13 protein-coding genes are annotated in these 16,174 nt (G+C 55.0%); 6 read left to right on the top strand and 7 right to left on the bottom strand.

From position 1 onward, the window contains the following. Positions 1-113: 113 nt before the first annotated feature. Both HOV93_RS02990 and HOV93_RS25595 read right to left on the bottom strand, forming a co-directional pair. On the bottom strand, positions 114-527 hold the full coding sequence (locus HOV93_RS02990; protein ID WP_207394942.1) for a hypothetical protein: 414 nt from the start codon (positions 525-527) through the stop codon (positions 114-116). Positions 528-585: 58 nt separating this feature from the next. Then, positions 586-1,524: a DUF1559 domain-containing protein gene (locus HOV93_RS25595; RefSeq protein WP_235989702.1), complete on the bottom strand. Its 939-nt coding sequence runs from the start codon at positions 1,522-1,524 to the stop codon at positions 586-588. Positions 1,525-2,147: 623 nt separating this feature from the next. Between HOV93_RS25595 and HOV93_RS02980 the strand changes: the two genes are divergently transcribed. The 4 genes from HOV93_RS02980 (at position 2,148) to HOV93_RS02965 (ending at position 6,826) form a co-directional block, all read left to right on the top strand. Next, a complete protein-coding gene (locus tag HOV93_RS02980; RefSeq protein ID WP_207394941.1) occupies positions 2,148-3,773 on the top strand; it encodes an alkaline phosphatase in 1,626 nt (541 codons plus the stop codon). A gap of 236 nt (positions 3,774-4,009) precedes the next feature. Further along, positions 4,010-4,975 (top strand): DUF1559 domain-containing protein, encoded by a 966-nt coding sequence (locus HOV93_RS02975; protein ID WP_207394940.1) that lies wholly within the window; start codon positions 4,010-4,012, stop codon positions 4,973-4,975. A gap of 13 nt (positions 4,976-4,988) precedes the next feature. Further along, a complete protein-coding gene (locus HOV93_RS02970; RefSeq protein WP_207394939.1) occupies positions 4,989-5,387 on the top strand; it encodes a carboxypeptidase-like regulatory domain-containing protein in 399 nt (132 codons plus the stop codon). Between the two features lie 53 nt (positions 5,388-5,440). Further along, the gene (locus HOV93_RS02965; protein WP_207394938.1) at positions 5,441-6,826 is read left to right on the top strand and encodes a YncE family protein; all 1,386 of its coding nucleotides are present in this window, start codon (positions 5,441-5,443) and stop codon (positions 6,824-6,826) included. Positions 6,827-6,913: 87 nt separating this feature from the next. Here the strand turns inward: HOV93_RS02965 and HOV93_RS02960 are convergent, their stop codons facing one another. Together HOV93_RS02960 and HOV93_RS02955 are read right to left on the bottom strand one after the other, a co-directional pair. Continuing rightward, positions 6,914-7,333 (bottom strand): hypothetical protein, encoded by a 420-nt coding sequence (locus HOV93_RS02960; RefSeq protein WP_207394937.1) that lies wholly within the window; start codon positions 7,331-7,333, stop codon positions 6,914-6,916. Positions 7,334-7,457: 124 nt separating this feature from the next. Beyond that, a complete protein-coding gene (locus HOV93_RS02955) occupies positions 7,458-8,483 on the bottom strand; it encodes a DUF1559 domain-containing protein (protein WP_207394936.1) in 1,026 nt (341 codons plus the stop codon). Positions 8,484-8,903: 420 nt separating this feature from the next. On the opposite strand from HOV93_RS02955, the gene HOV93_RS02950 reads away from it, so the two are divergent. Next, on the top strand, positions 8,904-10,751 hold the full coding sequence (locus HOV93_RS02950; protein ID WP_207394935.1) for a glycerophosphodiester phosphodiesterase: 1,848 nt from the start codon (positions 8,904-8,906) through the stop codon (positions 10,749-10,751). Between the two features lie 24 nt (positions 10,752-10,775). Here HOV93_RS02950 and HOV93_RS02945 read toward each other — a convergent pair whose 3' ends face one another. Together HOV93_RS02945 and HOV93_RS02940 are read right to left on the bottom strand one after the other, a co-directional pair. After that, the gene (locus HOV93_RS02945) at positions 10,776-11,231 is read right to left on the bottom strand and encodes a carboxypeptidase-like regulatory domain-containing protein (RefSeq protein WP_207394934.1); all 456 of its coding nucleotides are present in this window, start codon (positions 11,229-11,231) and stop codon (positions 10,776-10,778) included. A gap of 77 nt (positions 11,232-11,308) precedes the next feature. Then, entirely contained in the window at positions 11,309-12,274 is a 966-nt protein-coding gene (locus tag HOV93_RS02940; protein WP_207394933.1) for a DUF1559 domain-containing protein, read from the bottom strand. 530 nt (positions 12,275-12,804) lie between these two features. Between HOV93_RS02940 and HOV93_RS02935 the strand changes: the two genes are divergently transcribed. After that, the gene (locus HOV93_RS02935; protein WP_207394932.1) at positions 12,805-14,208 is read left to right on the top strand and encodes an arylsulfatase; all 1,404 of its coding nucleotides are present in this window, start codon (positions 12,805-12,807) and stop codon (positions 14,206-14,208) included. Between the two features lie 264 nt (positions 14,209-14,472). On the opposite strand, the gene HOV93_RS02930 is transcribed toward HOV93_RS02935, so the two are convergent. Then, a complete protein-coding gene (locus HOV93_RS02930) occupies positions 14,473-15,684 on the bottom strand; it encodes an AraC family transcriptional regulator (protein WP_207394931.1) in 1,212 nt (403 codons plus the stop codon). Positions 15,685-16,174 lie beyond the last annotated feature (490 nt).

Raw genomic sequence — 16,174 nt, 5'->3', positions numbered from 1 at the left:
AAATTGCGGTTTATCCGGTCTGCGAGGGAAAAGTTTCCTGAGAGAGGCCCTCCCAGCCTGTCTGTCTAAGAAGCAAGCGAAACGCTGCCAAGAAACAAAGCAGCCCATAGGAGCTACTTCTTCGAGATCTCTAGGTCGATCGTATTTTGTCCGGGGCTGACCGTAATTTGGCGAATCTCATCGTAATACGGCTCTGGAAAGGGAAGGTTCCGCTTCTTACCAGGAACCGGAGGAGCGGTCGCTGGGGGCACGAGTTTGACAACGCACGGCCCCACACGGACTCCATTGCTCGAGAGCGAATAGATGGCTTCGTAGTATCCCGAATCGTCGGTGACTGCGGTGCTACCCCGCACTCCTTTGGTGACGGGGGCAAACTCCAACTGAAGACCTGCCCCGGCAGGCTCGCCATCGACGAAAACCTGGCCGGTAACATGTCCCATCTCGACTTGGTTTTGGCCGCTGCTGCATCCGACCGCAATCAGCAGAATCAGTAAAAGGCCAGGGGCCATCCATCTTTGATCACACATGATTCACTCTCAACGGAAACTACGTATCAGCGATAAGAAGCAGGAGAAGGGTTTGCGACTACGGCAATTGCACCGTTTGTCCGTCGTCACGAATGCCCAGCAATTGATACACGCCCATGCCGGCAGCATTGGAGTAGATATCTGCATGCACCGAATCACCACCGAACCAGCCATTGGACACGCCATTCTTGTCGAACTCGATATGCTCGGAAATGAACTGCACCGATCCGTCGCAAAAAGCGAAATAGGCACCTTCGGTATGGGCACTGGTGAAGCCCCAATGTGCCGTCGAGTTCATGGGGAAAGCAACACAGCGCGAGAGGGTGTTCTGGCGTTCCAAGTAGTTGTTGCCTGGCGTTCCAGCCCAGAAAGCCCAACCGCGCGGACCCGAGTCCCAGCCGCCATACTTGGCCGAAGCTTCGCCGATGGCAAACGTGTTGGAAAGGCCGTCGGTAATGGCCGAGAACTCCAAGCCTTCTTTATTGACGGCGCCTGTATTGGCAGCTTTGTCCGAGTCCCAACCGGCTTGGCCGTAGCCTCGACTGGCCGCGTAGCTGATCACGCCATACTCGATCGAATCGTGCTCGAAAGTCTCTGGGGCCGTGGAAGAAGGGCATCGCAAGTTGGAGATCACCGTCGATAAGACTTCTGTCGCATTCGCGCCGGCCGTTCCATCAACCGCTTCCGGGAACGTATTGGAACTAACGCCAACCGCTTCGCTCAGATTGTCCTCTTCCATAAACGGCAGTAACTGAGCAGCCCAGCCCCAAAAGTTGTTGTCTCGGCGATAGGCAGGCAAGCTCAAAAACGTGTCGTGATAGTTGTGCATGGCCAACACGCTTTGCTTGAGATTGTTTCGGCATTGGATTTTGCGAGCCGCTTCACGTGCCTGTTGAACGGCCGGCAACAGCAGGGCAATGAGGACTCCAATAATGGCAATCACGACAAGTAGTTCGACAAGCGTAAAGCCACGTCGTGAGGGAATCGGGCACTTCATCAGGAGGATCTCCGCATCAGAAAGAATTAAATGGAAAAAATGCTTATTCCGACTATTCCGCGATATCACTCAGATATATCGGGATATCGTAATTGAATCAAGTTGGCAAAGAGCGTGCCATCCAGAAAAAACGTTTTCGTTCGCAAGCCCTATGAAGAGGAAAATTCCCTTGTTTTTCTGGCATTTATGCGATTCTGCGTTTTACCGTACGTTTTAAAGCTCTCTCGAATATCCTCCTTAGGGGTGGAAAATTTATATCCACCACTAATTTTTTCTGCACAATCTTCTGGCAGAGATGCATAGAAGACCGACAGCCTAATCTTCCTCGGCGCCGACAGCGTTGAAGGTCGATTCGATTGAGAACCCTTCCGTAGTGCTGAGCGGGTCATACCAAAGGCAGTGAATCGACTCATGCCGGGGTACCACATCACGGTCGCGCAGAGCGTGGCGCGGAATGTCATTTGTTTTTTCCGAGAATTGATCGAAATGTAGTTTCGTTCTACTTGCGCAAAAAAGTGCATTACCTTCGCAAGGAGGGGTTTAACTCCAGTCACGCCGTAGGTTCAATGAAGAGTCCTGGCCGAGTTCCCCCCCCTGTGTTTATTGCCGAGACCTACCCTGTGATGAAGATCTTCCCTGCGATTGGTGCTGTTGTTCTGAGTCTGCTGCTGGCAAACGCCACATTCGCTGAGACCCTGGAACGCGTTTCGATCTCTTCGCTGCAACAAAGCAATGCCGAGACAAATCGTCCTAAAGCGATTCATTGGGGACCTAATCGTGAGAAGTATTCAAGCTGGACTACGCATTCCAACCGCTTGATTCCGGTCTACACCTTCGGCATCGACTTGGGCGCTTTCGATGGCGGTAACAGCATCTATCGAAGTGAAGAGAAGCTAGAGAAGTTGTTCGGGTTCGTTCCTACGCAAACCGTCAATCCCCAGGCCGAATACTTCGATCAGACCGACGTCTATCGTTTGCAGAAGCAGGCCGTCGAGAGTGGCAAGAAGCGAGTCATTCTGTTCGTCTGCGATGGCATGGATTGGCAAACGACTTGGGCGGCAGCCATCTATAAGAATGGGAACGTGCCCTATCGCGAGGGTCGCGGAACGGGGCTTCATTTTCAAGACTATCGAGGCGCGAAGACCGACTTCGGATATTTCGTGACAACCCCGCATAACAGCGGAACCGATGTGAATGTCAATAGCCAGATGGTGACCTCACCCGGCGGTAGCACCCCAGGAGGATACGACCCCACCGCAGGCGGCGAGTTCCCTTGGAGCGTCCCGGCCGATGCTAACTATTGGATTGCCAAAGGAGAGAACACGGTTCACGCGTATGCCGATTCGGCCTCGACGGCCACTTCGATGACTGCAGGTGTCAAAACATACAACAACGCGATCAACGTCGACTACATGGGCCGCGAAGTCTTGCCGATCGCACGACAACTTCAAGCCGATGGATGGAAGGTGGGCGTCGTTTCGAGTGTCCCCATTTGCCACGCCACGCCGGCGGCAGCCTATGCCAACAATGTTCACCGCTACGACTATCAGGACATCACCCGCGACCTGATAGGACGTCCTTCGATTTATCATCCAGGTGCCCTTTCTGGCGTCGATGTCTTGCTCGCCGGTGGCTGGGGAGACGAAAAGAAGAAGGACGGAAAGCAAGGTAAGAACTTCGTCCCTGGCAATCCTTATCTGACTGCTGAGGACCAGCAAGCGATCGATGTGACCCACGGCGGCAAATATGTGGTTGCTCAGCGCACCCCTGGCCAAACCGGCAAGAAGGTCTTGGAAGAAGGTGTCGCCACGGCGATAAAGGAAGAACACCGGCTCTTCGGTTTCTTTGGTGTCTCAGGCGGTCATTTGCCTTACCAAACCGCCGATGGCAAGTACGATCCAGTTGCCGGCGCGAAAAGCTCGGGTCCGACGGCGGCCGCAGAGTATACCCAAGAGGATATCCGCGAAAACGTCACGCTGGCCGATATGAGCATGGCGGCCCTCGATGTCTTGGAAGCGAAAGGCCAGCCGTGGTGGCTGATGATCGAAGCAGGCGACGTCGACTGGGCCAACCATTCGAACAACATCGACGATTCGATCGGGGCTGTACTCAGCGGTGACGAAGCATTTCACCAGGTCACGCAGTGGATCGAGAAGCACGGTGGTTGGGACGATACGTGCCTAATCTTAACGGCCGATCATGGTCATTATCTGGTGGTTGAAGATCCCGAAGCGTTAGCCGGCCAATAACTGCTAAGTTCGCGCAAAGCTCGAAACGCCAAAAGCCCCTGCGGTCTATCCGCTGGGGCTTATTTCGTTCTTGGATGTCGTTTCTGGCTATACTTTGGCCACCAAAAGGCCTCTTCCGATAAACGTCCCAAGAGAGTACTTGCAAGTGAATTGCAAAACAAATAAAGTCGCATGTGGTATCTCGCCGTGTTTAGTTATGCACGGCCTACGTTGTCCGCGAAGAGGGAAGTTTTCCAATGCGTTCACGACATGCGTTCACGCTCGTCGAGCTGTTGGTGGTTATCGCCATCATCGGTATTTTGATTGCCTTATTGCTGCCGGCCGTACAGCAAGCCCGCGAGGCTGCTCGCCGAATGCAGTGCCAGAACAACCTCAAGCAGTTGGGACTGGCCATGCACAACTATCACGATACCCATAGGAAGTTCCCGCTCATTTCCTCTAGCAGTACTGGTTTCTCGGCCCAGGCCCAGATCTTGCCGTTCCTCGAGCAAGGCAACCTGCACGACCTAATCGACTTCAGCGAGCCGCTCATGCTCGGCAGTGGGCCCTCGGTCACTCTGAACCCCGTGCATGCCGGCATTCAGGATCGTCCTTTGGATATGTTTCTATGCCCGTCCGACAGCGGCGACCCGCTGTATAACGACGGCGCCGATACGTGGGCCGGAACCAATTACATGGTCAACGTGGGAAGTGGCGACGGGCTGAACTTCTGCGAAGCCTGCGATCCGAACGGACTCTTTTGGCGAGGTAGCGATACGGCGTTTCGCGATATTACCGACGGCACCAGCCACACCATTTTGATGGCAGAAACGCTGTTTGGCGGACGCGACCAGGTTTCGACTACCGTTCTGACCGACCCGCAGCGGCAGATCAAAAAGGTGAGCGGCGGTGCTCCCGGCTCGAAGACCGGCGAAGACATCGATGCCGCATCGGCCTCCGGCTATACCGGAGCACGAGCCGGTTCCTGGATTCGCACCACCGGATATCACATCACCATCAATGGTTTCTATTCGCCTAACAGCCGCAGCCCCGATGCATCGCATCACGGGTACGTCGTTTCCAGCAGCCGCAGCAATCACCCCGGTGGTACGCAAATCGTGCTTGCCGATGGTAGCGTCCGTTTCGTGCCTGAGACGATCGAACTATCCACCTGGCGAGCGTTGTTTAGTCGCGGTGGTGGTGAAGTTCCGCAGCCTTTCTAAGCAAAGAACGACTATGCATCGCCTACTACCTATCCAGTTAACGTTGCTGGCCTGCGTGCTGATCGGTTGCGGGCCACCGCCTGCAATTCCAGGTGGCACGCCTGGCAAGCTGCACGCCGACGGTCAGCCGCTGCGCGAGGTTCGTCTAACCGTCTTCGACCACGACGGCCACCCCCAGGCATTCGCCGTGAGCGATAACCAGGGGAACTTCCAACTTCGCAAGGAGGCGACGTTGGAAGGGGTTCACCTGACGCCGGGAAGCTATCGCCTGACGATTGAATCGACCGGCGAGTTCCCCATGATTTGGCCCAGAGCGTATCGCTCGCCAGAAAAGTCTCCCTTGGAAATTGATTGGACAGCCGAGCAAACCGAGATCGATCTCAACGTGCCGGAGCCAAAGTTAGCGCTTTAGCATCCTACGCTCAATCCATGTTTTACATCTCCCTATCAAGAAAGACCGCATCCATGAACCACAAATTGTCACTTTGGCACTTCACGACGCTCCTGATGGGTTTCGCCTTGGCTGTGCCGATGCAGGCCGAAGAAGCGTCTACCGATGGCACCCCAGTCATGCGAATCCTCTGGCAGGACCGCGAAGGCAAGACGCTACGTTGGGGCCAGTTCTCTAAGGTCGATTCGCAGATCGAATTCACCAAGCACGACGCCGTCGAAGGTTTCCCCCAACTCGACGCCGAGCGCAACGAATTGGTCCAGATGGAACGCATCGGCCGAGTCGTAGTTGTGGGCATTCGAGACGATGACCAAGGCAAATATCAAAGTGGGTGGGCTGCACTGGATATGGGCGTTCGCAGTCATTCCCACGGCGATCACGACGACCACGACTATCGCGAACCACCTCATGTGATTGCCAGCGTCGTCGACCAGTCGCAAGGAAACCCGGCCCATCTGTATCAATACGATGGCGAATTCTTTCTGGCCAACGACAAACGCGACGGCTTCACGCAATTGTCGCCGCTGCACCTGCTGCGACAGGACGACAAAAAGCACGGGCAATTTCGTCGCGGTGGAGGAGGGCACATCACCTTGGCTGCGATCGACGGCAAAGTTGCCTACTCGACTTGGAGCTCGCGCGATGAAAAGAAAAGCGGTCTCATCGACGTAAGCGACCTCAGCAAGACCGGCGAGGACGCGATCGCTTACTCGTTTCAGCTACCGGTCGGTGGTCTGCACGGCGCGACGGCCAACGAGGGACGCGTCTTCTTCGCCCCGTCTGATGGTATCTATTACGTGGATGCCGACGTGAACCTGAAGCAGTCGCCGGAAAGCGTCGAGCCGCAGCATCTTTCCTTCGGGAAAGCCGAAGACTCGGAACGACCTAACCGAACCGGCGCGTTCACCACGCATCGCAACTGGGTTTTGTGCAACACCGGCAAGCACGATAAGGCCGCACTTTGCCTGATCGATGCAGCTGCCCAGCAACCATCGGTTATCAAGCTTCCGATCGACACGCCCGATGGTCTTTCGCTAACGACGCCGGCGACGGTAGTCACCTCGGCCGGTAAGCGCTATGCGTTTCTGTTTCAGGACCGGAAAGAAGGCGACGTCGCCGAACAGTTGGTTGTGGTCGATCTCGATCCCAACGCAGATCGCGACTTGAGTGACGCCAAGGTGGTAAAGCACCTGCCGGTCGGACCAAGTCAGGTCACCGGGCATTACGGCCATCATGAAATCGACTTCGACGCCGACGGTCGCTGGGCCGTGGTTACCAACCCTGGCAGCGGCAAGCTGCAACTGTTGTCGCTGAACGATCTCGAGTTTCGCGGCGAGTACGAAGTCGGTGGCATGCCGACCAAAGTGCTATGCGTGGGCGGCGAGCAGACGCATCACTAAGAGATTGCCCGAGTGAAGTCATGTTGAAAAGACAAGCGTCGCCTCGTTGGGTGACGCTTGTCTCTTTTCTTGAGAGAGCACTTACGGCTATTTACTGCTCAGTTCGACATCGAAGGTTTGGGTTCCCCCTTCTTGCACCGTGAATGTCAAACCGCTGGTGGTTCGATGGGCGTACTTAGGAGGAATCTTAACGTCCATCTTGATCCTTTCGGCTTTGGCGTGAGCATCTTCTAGCTCGATTTGTGGTTTCTGAATCGAAACCTCGTAGGCCTCGCCGAGGTCGGCTTCCGGGAAACTGACAGCGTACGTACCGTCTGGTTGCAAGTTGACATAGGCCGATTCACCCGTGAGTGGCGAGGTAAAGTGAATGCTTCCCTGGGGCAGCGGCGTTTCATCGACAGTCACGGTTCCTTCAATGGTGACCGAAGGACGCGCGCTGCGCTGGTTGCATCCCAAGCAGGCAACCCAAGTGAAAACGGCCAGCGTGAAGAGAGCATAGCGGAACATGATTCATTCTTTCCTACGAAGTTACAAAGCCTGTCCAAAAACAAGGTCCGTGATGATCGCCCGTCTTCCACCTTGCTGATGGCCGGGCATCATCACGCCCGCGATAACCGCTTGGAAACAGACTCTACAAGCCGCTGATCACTTGTCCGTCGTCACGAGCCGACAGCTGCTGTAAGGTGGTCAACGGGATGGTCTCGCTGATGAATCGCGCCGAGCCATCGGCCAGCACCACCTGAAGGCCGCCAGGATGAAAGGAGGTCAGCGGCGTGTTGAAGTCATAGTCAGCTGTGCCTTCAGCACCTACCGAACGTGGATTAGGCGAATGATAGACCGAAGTCAGCCCGCTACCATAGCGATGCAGATCAGGGCCCTGGGCACGCCAAGAGTCGACGGTGCCTTCGGTGGAAATGCCGCCCCAGCCGGTGTGGTAGTTCGCCAGCTTGCGATACAACGCGTTCGGATTCGTGTTGCCTGACTGCTCGGAAACAATGATCGTATTCGAAGTGCCGTCAGTTACGTCGCGCATCTTCTTTGTTTCGCCGATCGTCAGAATGCCGTTGTCCGAGGCAAAGCTTCCCCTTGAGACGGCGTAGAAGGAATCGGATCGACCAGCCGGATCCGGGTAAGCCCCCATGATACCGACGTAATGATGAGCCTGAGTGACGGCACCGATCGAGATCAACGAAGCGCTATTGTTGGCCGCAAAGAGAAGCTCTTGCGAGCTTGACGGGCAAACGTAGGCATCCAGCACCAAACCAAACAGCTGTCGGGTCTCGTCGCGATACACCGAGATGTCGGTGTTGTTGCCGCCACCTTCGTACGTATCGAGGTCATACCCCGTGGCTCGGTCTAAATCGAAGAGTGCTTTCTGTTCCAAGTAAGGAAGGATGGCAAACCGCCAGCTCGATCCGGCCTTGGTTATGTAATAACGACCGCCATAGGGAAAAGAATTGTTGGTGTCGTGATAGTTGTGCATTGCCAGGCCCAACTGGCGGAGGTTGTTCGAGCAACTCATCCGTCGTGCCGCTTCGCGCGCTTGCTGAACGGCCGGAAGAAGCAGGGCGATCAGTACGCCGATAATCGCAATGACCACCAGCAGCTCTACCAGAGTAAAACCATGCCGCACGACTGTAGGTTTTGTGGTCTTCATGGAACCGTTCTCCGACGTTTAAGGAAAGAAGATAAACAGGAGGGGAATAATATTTGCCATGATGGGGCTTGCTATTCACGACAGGCACGCGGCCTATCAGGTAGCTTTTGAGCACTGAGCGCAATATAGAAAGTCGACTTCGTGATGTCACGTGGAATCTTCTAATAATTACGATATATCAAAGGGGGTCGTTTGCCGTCTATATCCTGGGAAAACAGTAACGAACAAGCCCCTTTCAGCTATGGAAAAACCCTTTCCATTAACCCTCCCAAAGGTAAGGCGTGACCGCCACTGGCCGTCGGGGTGAGCGCGCCGTAATCACCATAAGAGAATCTAACCTTCGTCTCGCATACGAACTTCAGGTATCTTGGTAAACCACGGACGCTCCTATTTCGCCCTTTTAATGAACTCTCGAACTTAATGAACTCACGGCTCACCACTGCTTCGCAGGCATTCTCTTCGTGTTGGAAAACGCTCGTCGCGACCGACCTGCTCTATAAGATTCTCGCATTCATTCTTCTCACGCCGCTGGTGGGCAGCCTGTTTCGATTTCTGCTGGCGGCCTTTGGTAACGAAGTCCTCTCTGACGTCGATATCGCTCTGTTCTTTCTCGGACCGGCCGGATGGTTGTGCTTGCTGGTCGCAGGCTCGCTGTGGTTGGGGATTGTGTTTCTCGAACAAACTTCGCTGCTGGGGGTTGTCGCGGCGAAGCATACAGGGCGCACGGTAACACCGATTGGTGCCTTACGTTTTGCGGCAGCTCATGCAGTGCATGTTGTTCGCTTAACGCTACGAATCATCGTGCTTGTCTTACTCGCTGTGGTGCCGTTTCTGGTCGTAGCAGGCAGCATCTACCTGGCACTGCTCACCGAGTACGACATCAACTACTATCTGCAAGAGAGCCCGCCCATCTTTCGGATTGCCGTGGGGATTGGTGTGCTGCTGGTATTGGGCCTAATGGCTGTGCTGTTATGGCTAATTACTAGTTACTTCTTCGCGCTGCCGCTGCTGTTGTTCGAGCAGCTCAGTCCGACCCAGGCGTTAAAAGAAAGCCGTCGCAGAGCCCACGGGCATCGACGCATTATCTTGGCCTGGCTGGTCGGTTGGATCGCGGTAATCCTGCTCGTCTCAGCTGTTGCCACTGCAATCGTGACATGGTGCTCTCAGCAACTGATGCCTGATTCGACGACTTCTCTGCAGTGGTTGGTCGTCGCGATCGGTGCTTCGATGGTGACCCTGACGCTGGTGAATCTGGCGAGTAACCTTCTCGGGGCGACGACATTCGCGACGATGTTGTTCACGCTTTATCAAACGCCCGGCCAAGGCTCGCAGGTTGATCTAGCCGCCCAGTTCGAACGAGAAGTGGCCAATTACACCGGTCCGCAAATCACACGGGCCAGGCTGGCCGCCGTCGCGGTGATTGGTATCCTGATCGCGATCCTCATCGGCACCGCCGCGCTCGAGTCGGTTCAGCTGGAAGACAACGTGCAGATCATGGCCCACCGGGGTGCTTCCAGCAAAGCCCCCGAGAACACGCTCGCCTCGTTTCAACAGGCCATCGACGACGGGGCCGACTGGATCGAACTCGACGTGCAGGAAACGGCCGACGGGCAAGTTGTCGTCATGCACGATAGCGACTTCATGAAGCTGAGTAAGAACCCGCTCAAAATCTGGGACGCCACGTCCAGCGACCTGAGCGAGATCGACATCGGTACGTGGTACGGGCCTGACTTCGCCGACCAACGGGTAGCCACGCTGGCCGAAGTGCTGGCCCTGTGCAAAGACAAAATCGGGGTCAACATCGAACTGAAGTATTACGGCCACGATCAAAAGCTCGAGCAGCGTGTGGCTGATGTCGTCGACCAGCAAGGGATGAACGAGCAGGTCATGGCCATGTCGCTCAAGCGAACCGGCGTCGAGAAGATGAAAGCGATCCGCCCCCAGTGGAAAGTCGGGCTGCTCATGTCGGTCGCGGCCGGCAATTTGAACAAGCTGGAAGCCGACTTCATGGCCGTCAACGCTTCGTTCGCCAACGCGCTGCTGATCGATCAAGCCCACGACAACGGCAAACAGGTATACGTCTGGACTGTCAACGACGCCGCCACCATGTCGACCATGATCAGCCGAGGCGTCGACGGCATCCTGACCGACAAGCCTGAGCTGGCCAGGTCGGTTCTACGGCAACGCGCCGAAATGAGCACCCCGCAGCGGCTGCTGTTAGAGTTCTCTGGCCTCTTGGGAATCGAACCGCAGGTGGCTGATCAATAAGAGAATCAGGCGGATGCCCAATCTCTATTCTTCTAACCGGAAGTCAGCCTGGGTAGCGATCTCTTCCTGGCTGATTTCTATCGTCAATTCGGAAAGGTCGTTGTACTTGGCTGGAATAAAGGAGAGGACCTCAGGAATTTCTATCGTCTCCATGCCGGGTTCCTCGTTGCGTAACATCCGACCGGTTTCTTTCAACGCGGTCACCTCCACGCGGTATTCCCCAGGAATCGGCCCTTCGTGGGCAGGAATTTCGTAGTGCCCATCGACAATCTTGCCAGCAGCCATAATCCCGTTGGCCAAGGGAAATAGGGTGATCGTTCCCTTCTCGATCGGCTCGCCTTCATAGGTTGCAGTTCCGCGAACTGCCCGGCGGTCGAGCCCGTCGCTCGAACCACAACCGATCAGACCCACGGCCAAGAGAAGCGTCAACCCAACGGATCGAATCTTACGTCCTTGGTTCCATGGGTTACTGACGCTCATATAGAGAATCCTTATTGAAAAGCAGGTGACGTGTTCAGAACAAGCCCAAGGGCTTCTGGCCCGGATGGTCGGTCCTATTACTCGCTAATCACTTCTCCATTCCATTGCGTGCTGAGTGCCTGCCAGGATGTGAGATCGATCGTATCGCTCACGAACCGTCCAGAGCCATCACACAACAAAACCTGGACCCCGCCAGGATGCGCGCTGCGAGAAGCCATTTGTGACTGCCCCTTACCGGCACCTGTGGCCCCGGGTGGTGGCTCGTACGGCAGGTTTTGCTCGGGATGATCAACACACTTTCCCGTTTCGCAATAATCGGGAGCGATCGAGTTGGGCGAGAGACGCGTCATAATCTGATAGCAGTTTGAATCTTCATTCCAAATGCGTCCGCGACGATCGATAGCACCCGCTCCAATGCCTTTTAGCATTTCCATCATCGCGAGCGTGTTGCTAGTTCCATCAGTAATATCTGCGAATCGAGCTCCATAGTTGTTGCCAAAGGGCGAAGCGAAGTTCGTCTTACCACCCGGTTCGTTCGTGCTCGGTCCTTGACCATCGATATCGAGAAAGCGATGCATCCCCCAGTTTAATCCGTAGTTCCCGAAAGCTTCTTCTGGGAGCATCACCTGAGCGTCAGAGGTTGGATCACTAGGACAGAGATAGACGGGAAGCGGCGAATTCTTAGCGTCTGCATTCGAGGAGTGATGCCACGATTGTTTGAAATTGAGCAAATCGTAGACATTGCCTTGCTCGATGAAAGGAAGAATCTGGGCGACAAATGGCATCCGATAGCTAGAGCCTTGCTCGAAGCTGATGCGAACCGCCCCAGGTGGAAATTGTTTGAAGGTGCTCTCGTAGTTGTGAATCGCGAGCCCGAGTTGCTTCAAGTTATTGCGGCACGCGCTTCGACGAGCGGCCTCCCGTGCTTGCTGAACCGCTGGTAAGAGCAACGCAATCAACATTCCGATAATCGCGATCACCACCAAGAGTTCCACCAGCGTGAACCCATACCGCGTTAGCGTGTTTTGACGAGAGATGTCCATAGACTTACTGCTCCTACGCCATAAATCAGATCCGAAGAAAGAAGAATAAGACAAGAGTTAAAAGATGCTTTTTTCAAACCGCCGAACACATTTTCTGATCCAGTAAGCGTACTCATTTGGTAGTGTAACAAGCCCTGCTACAGGTGCAATGAAATAGTATTCAAAAAACCGGGATTTAAGAGTGTCATGCCATTGGGCAGCATTGGGGAGAGATTCAGGCGACTCGGTTCGTTTCAATTCGGCGTGCAGAGTATCTCCTGCTGTCGCGGAATCCGGGAACAATAAATGACGAGTGATTGCAGAACTGATAAGAAATTAGGACCCTTTAAAAGGACAAGTATTGTCGAGAGTTTGAGTACCGCTGCAACGTGACGTTGCCTGGTTCGCACTAAGACAATCGCGATGCAGTACTCGCTATGTTTGGCGTCGAATGCGACAAATTTGACCCGGTCCTAATAGCAAGCAATACTAGACTGCCATCTTCTGAAAATCCCCCAATCGCCTCTGTCTCGCATGTAAGGTCGCCTCCCATGCAACGCCTGTGTTTTCTGCTCGCTATCGGTCTGCTGTCGGTAGTTCCTTCGGTTGTCCGTGCGGCGGATGAAACCAAGCCGAATGTCATTTTCATCTACGTCGATGACCTTGGTTACGGCGACCTTGGGTCGTTCGGACAGAAGAAGATCGCCACGCCCAAGCTCGATCAAATGGCCGACGATGGGATCAAGCTCACCAGCTTCTACGCCGGTTGCACCGTCTGTCGGCCTTCGCGGTTGGTGTTGTGGACCGGTCGTAGCCTGGGGCATCAGCCGATCAACGACAACAAGCCGTACACGATGAAGTCGACCGATCACACCATCGCCCAGCTGATGAAAGACCAAGGCTACACCACCGGCGGCGTCGGCAAGTGGGCCATGGGCACGCCTGGCAGCGGCGGCGAACCGATCTATCACGGGTTCGATTTTTGGTGCGGCTATCTCGACCAAGGCAACGCTCATAACTATTACCCTCCGCACATCTGGCGCTGCGAAGGGGACAAGGTCGAAAAGCTTCCCCTCGAAGGCAACGTCCTGATCGACGACAACCCCCATGCCCGCGGCCGCGTATCGAAGCCGGATGCTCGTAAGACATACTCCTACGACGTGATGACGCAGGAAGCGTTCGACTTCGTTCGCCGCAACGCCGACAAGCCGTTTCTGCTTCACCTTCACTGGACCATCCCGCACGCCAACAACGAAGGGGGCCGCGTGACCGGCGACGGTCAGGAAGTGCCAGACTACGGCCAGTACGCCGACAAGGATTGGCCCAATCCCGAAAAAGGTTTCGCCGCCATGATTACTCGCATGGATGGCGACGTTGGCAAGCTGCGCGACCTGTTGAAAGAACTGAAGATCGAAGACAACACGCTGCTGATCTTCACCTCCGACAATGGCCCGCACAGCGAAGGGGGCCACAAGCACGGCTTCTTCGATAGCAACGGCCCGCTGCGTGGCTTCAAGCGAACCGTCTACGAAGGAGGCATCCGCGTGCCGTTCATTGCCGTCTGGCCCGGCAAGATCCCCGCCGGCACCGAGTCTGGCATCACCTTCAACGCCTACGACGTGATGGCCACCTACGCCGACCTGACCAATGCGAAGCAGGTCCCGCTCAACGACGGCCTCAGCTTCCTACCGACCTTGCTCGACCAACAACAAAAGGTCGTCGTCGGCAACCGCAAGCCAGACCCCAAAAGCCGCATCTCGTATTCGTCGTTCGCGAAAATGGAAGCGGCCCGCATGGGCAAATTCAAAGCCGTCCGTCTGTCCCCGGACAAGCCCATCGAGCTATACAACCTGCAGGAAGACATCGGCGAAACAACCGACATCGCCGCCGACCACCCAACCATCGTGCAGATGATGGGTGACTTCATGAAGGAAGCCAAAGAGCCGCTTCAGTAGGGTCCGCTATGCGGAAGCTGCAATGCGGTTGGCATACGATGATAATGGCGTGTGCCACCGTATCCAACGAGCCCGGAAGCCATGTCCAAGTCCGCGTGGGCATGTCACCCGGCTTGAGAGGTCACCTCGGGCGAAAATGTGACGGTCGCTCCGGCTGGCAAAATCCTCTGGTGCGACCTGAAGAACTTTTTCTGATCCTCCGCAGTTGTAACCTGGGACGTGTAAATTGTGGGCAACGATTGAGGCCGAGACCCAGCTTGCGAATCAATCCCAGGAATCTTCCTGGTCATTGTCCCGAGGAACTTGAGGATGACTTTGGCGATACGCGCCTGGCGTTAATCCGGTCATTCTTTTGAAAAAGCGGAGCATCGATTTCTCGCAACTGTGTCCGGTTTGTCGACTTATTTCGACAAGAGTGAGATCGGTAGTCTTGAGGAGGTTCTTTAGAATTCTCACGCGAGTAAATCGTATTTCCTCAGCAGGTGATCGTTTTAGCACTTTGCGGAAGCGGTCTTCCAGCGACCTCCGCGAGACATCCAGATGTTGAACCAAGTCCGACACGTTGATCGCGACATCGCAATTTTGTTTGATGAATGCGACCGCATCTTGAACGAGGGTATCGTTGGCGAACACCGTATCGGTGGAAGCCATTTCGACGACCCCTTCTGGCGGAATCAACAGAGGCTTGTCACGTGGCTTGCCGCCGGAAATTAATCTCTGAAGTTCCTGCGCCGACTCGAAGCCAACTCGTTCGATGCGCTGCTCGACGTAGGAAACTGGTATGGGTGATAGCTGGGAGACTAACGGATCGTTTTCGACCGCCAGGACGGCCACCTCGTTGGGAACGTTGATTCCCTCGGCGCTGCACGTCAGCATGATCTCGCGCGCTTGAATCATGTGCCAAGCAACAATTCCGACCGGTTTTGGCAACGAGCGAACCCAATCCACGAGTCGCACGCGCTGGAAGTCGAAGTCTGCCTGCTTGACGTCTGGATCGGGAACGAACTGATAGGCCCGGCATCCTGCGTTTTCAGCCGTTTTGGTTAGTTCCGGCAGGATGACATCCTGGTAGCCGTAGTACAGAGGCGGCCCGACGTAGCCGATGTGTTCGAACCCTCGTTCCACAAAAAACGAACTTGCCAACTGACCGGCGGCTAGGGGATCGGCGATCACCTTGGGAAAACGAGCGCAATGATCACCCAACCAGGAAACGTTGATCGTGGGAAGGTTGTGCAGGGCGATCGATTGACGCAGCGGTTCGTTCGAAATGCGGGAAATGACCCCCTGACCTCTCCAGTCGGCTGGCAATCGGCGAGGCTGCTCCATTCCGCGGGGATGCAACCAAAAATCCCATCCCCCATTCACATCTGCATAACGGGCGATTCCATGCAGGATACGACGACTCCAGTAACTTTCATTGAGAATCAGCAACGCGATGCGCAGGCGGTCGGAGTAGGCGGATACTCGCTGGATCATGGTAATCTTATGTATTTGTGTTGAACTTGACTTGCAAAGGGGATACTACACTATTCCCACAATATAGGCGTGAAATAGCAAACGCAACTTGTGGACCAATTCGGGCGAGGAGACCGAGGGCAAACGTTTTTCCCCTCAATGAAACGATCTTGCACCACAATATTTGGGGAAAACTGACTAGTTTTCTGCGCGGAATGACGTTGTGACCATCGCTACATACGCAGATATTTGGTTATACCTCAATCGCAAACTTGCCTATTTATGAAGCACTTTCGTGACCGTCCAAGTTCCAGCAGGGCCGTTTTCTCCAAGGAGCCAACACGAAATCCCGTTCGAGTTGGCGATTGCCCGCCGTGCTTTCCTATCGCAGAACCGTCATCCGTGTGGGAGTGACCGACTTCTAACGCACGTCTATCGCGTCCGTGAACCCGGATGGCAATTGAACACATCGTAGGCGCTTATTGCGCGCAAGATGACGTACTTCCCAGCA

Origin of the sequence: Bremerella alba, assembly GCF_013618625.1 — a bacterium.
In the GTDB taxonomy this organism is placed as follows: Bacteria; Planctomycetota; Planctomycetia; order Pirellulales; family Pirellulaceae; genus Bremerella; species Bremerella alba.
This window is presented reverse-complemented; position numbering and strand designations above follow the sequence as displayed.

Bases quoted from the DNA above. Each gene is read 5' to 3' on its own strand.
- HOV93_RS02990 (WP_207394942.1), bottom strand. From the start codon at position 527: ATGTGTGATCAAAGATGGATGGCCCCTGGCCTTTTACTGATTCTGCTG.
- HOV93_RS25595 (WP_235989702.1), bottom strand. From the start codon at position 1,524: ATGAAGTGCCCGATTCCCTCACGACGTGGCTTTACGCTTGTCGAACTA.
- HOV93_RS02980 (WP_207394941.1), top strand. From the start codon at position 2,148: ATGAAGATCTTCCCTGCGATTGGTGCTGTTGTTCTGAGTCTGCTGCTG.
- HOV93_RS02975 (WP_207394940.1), top strand. From the start codon at position 4,010: ATGCGTTCACGACATGCGTTCACGCTCGTCGAGCTGTTGGTGGTTATC.
- HOV93_RS02970 (WP_207394939.1), top strand. From the start codon at position 4,989: ATGCATCGCCTACTACCTATCCAGTTAACGTTGCTGGCCTGCGTGCTG.
- HOV93_RS02965 (WP_207394938.1), top strand. From the start codon at position 5,441: ATGAACCACAAATTGTCACTTTGGCACTTCACGACGCTCCTGATGGGT.
- HOV93_RS02960 (WP_207394937.1), bottom strand. From the start codon at position 7,333: ATGTTCCGCTATGCTCTCTTCACGCTGGCCGTTTTCACTTGGGTTGCC.
- HOV93_RS02955 (WP_207394936.1), bottom strand. From the start codon at position 8,483: ATGAAGACCACAAAACCTACAGTCGTGCGGCATGGTTTTACTCTGGTA.
- HOV93_RS02950 (WP_207394935.1), top strand. From the start codon at position 8,904: ATGAACTCACGGCTCACCACTGCTTCGCAGGCATTCTCTTCGTGTTGG.
- HOV93_RS02945 (WP_207394934.1), bottom strand. From the start codon at position 11,231: ATGAGCGTCAGTAACCCATGGAACCAAGGACGTAAGATTCGATCCGTT.
- HOV93_RS02940 (WP_207394933.1), bottom strand. From the start codon at position 12,274: ATGGACATCTCTCGTCAAAACACGCTAACGCGGTATGGGTTCACGCTG.
- HOV93_RS02935 (WP_207394932.1), top strand. From the start codon at position 12,805: ATGCAACGCCTGTGTTTTCTGCTCGCTATCGGTCTGCTGTCGGTAGTT.
- HOV93_RS02930 (WP_207394931.1), bottom strand. From the start codon at position 15,684: ATGATCCAGCGAGTATCCGCCTACTCCGACCGCCTGCGCATCGCGTTG.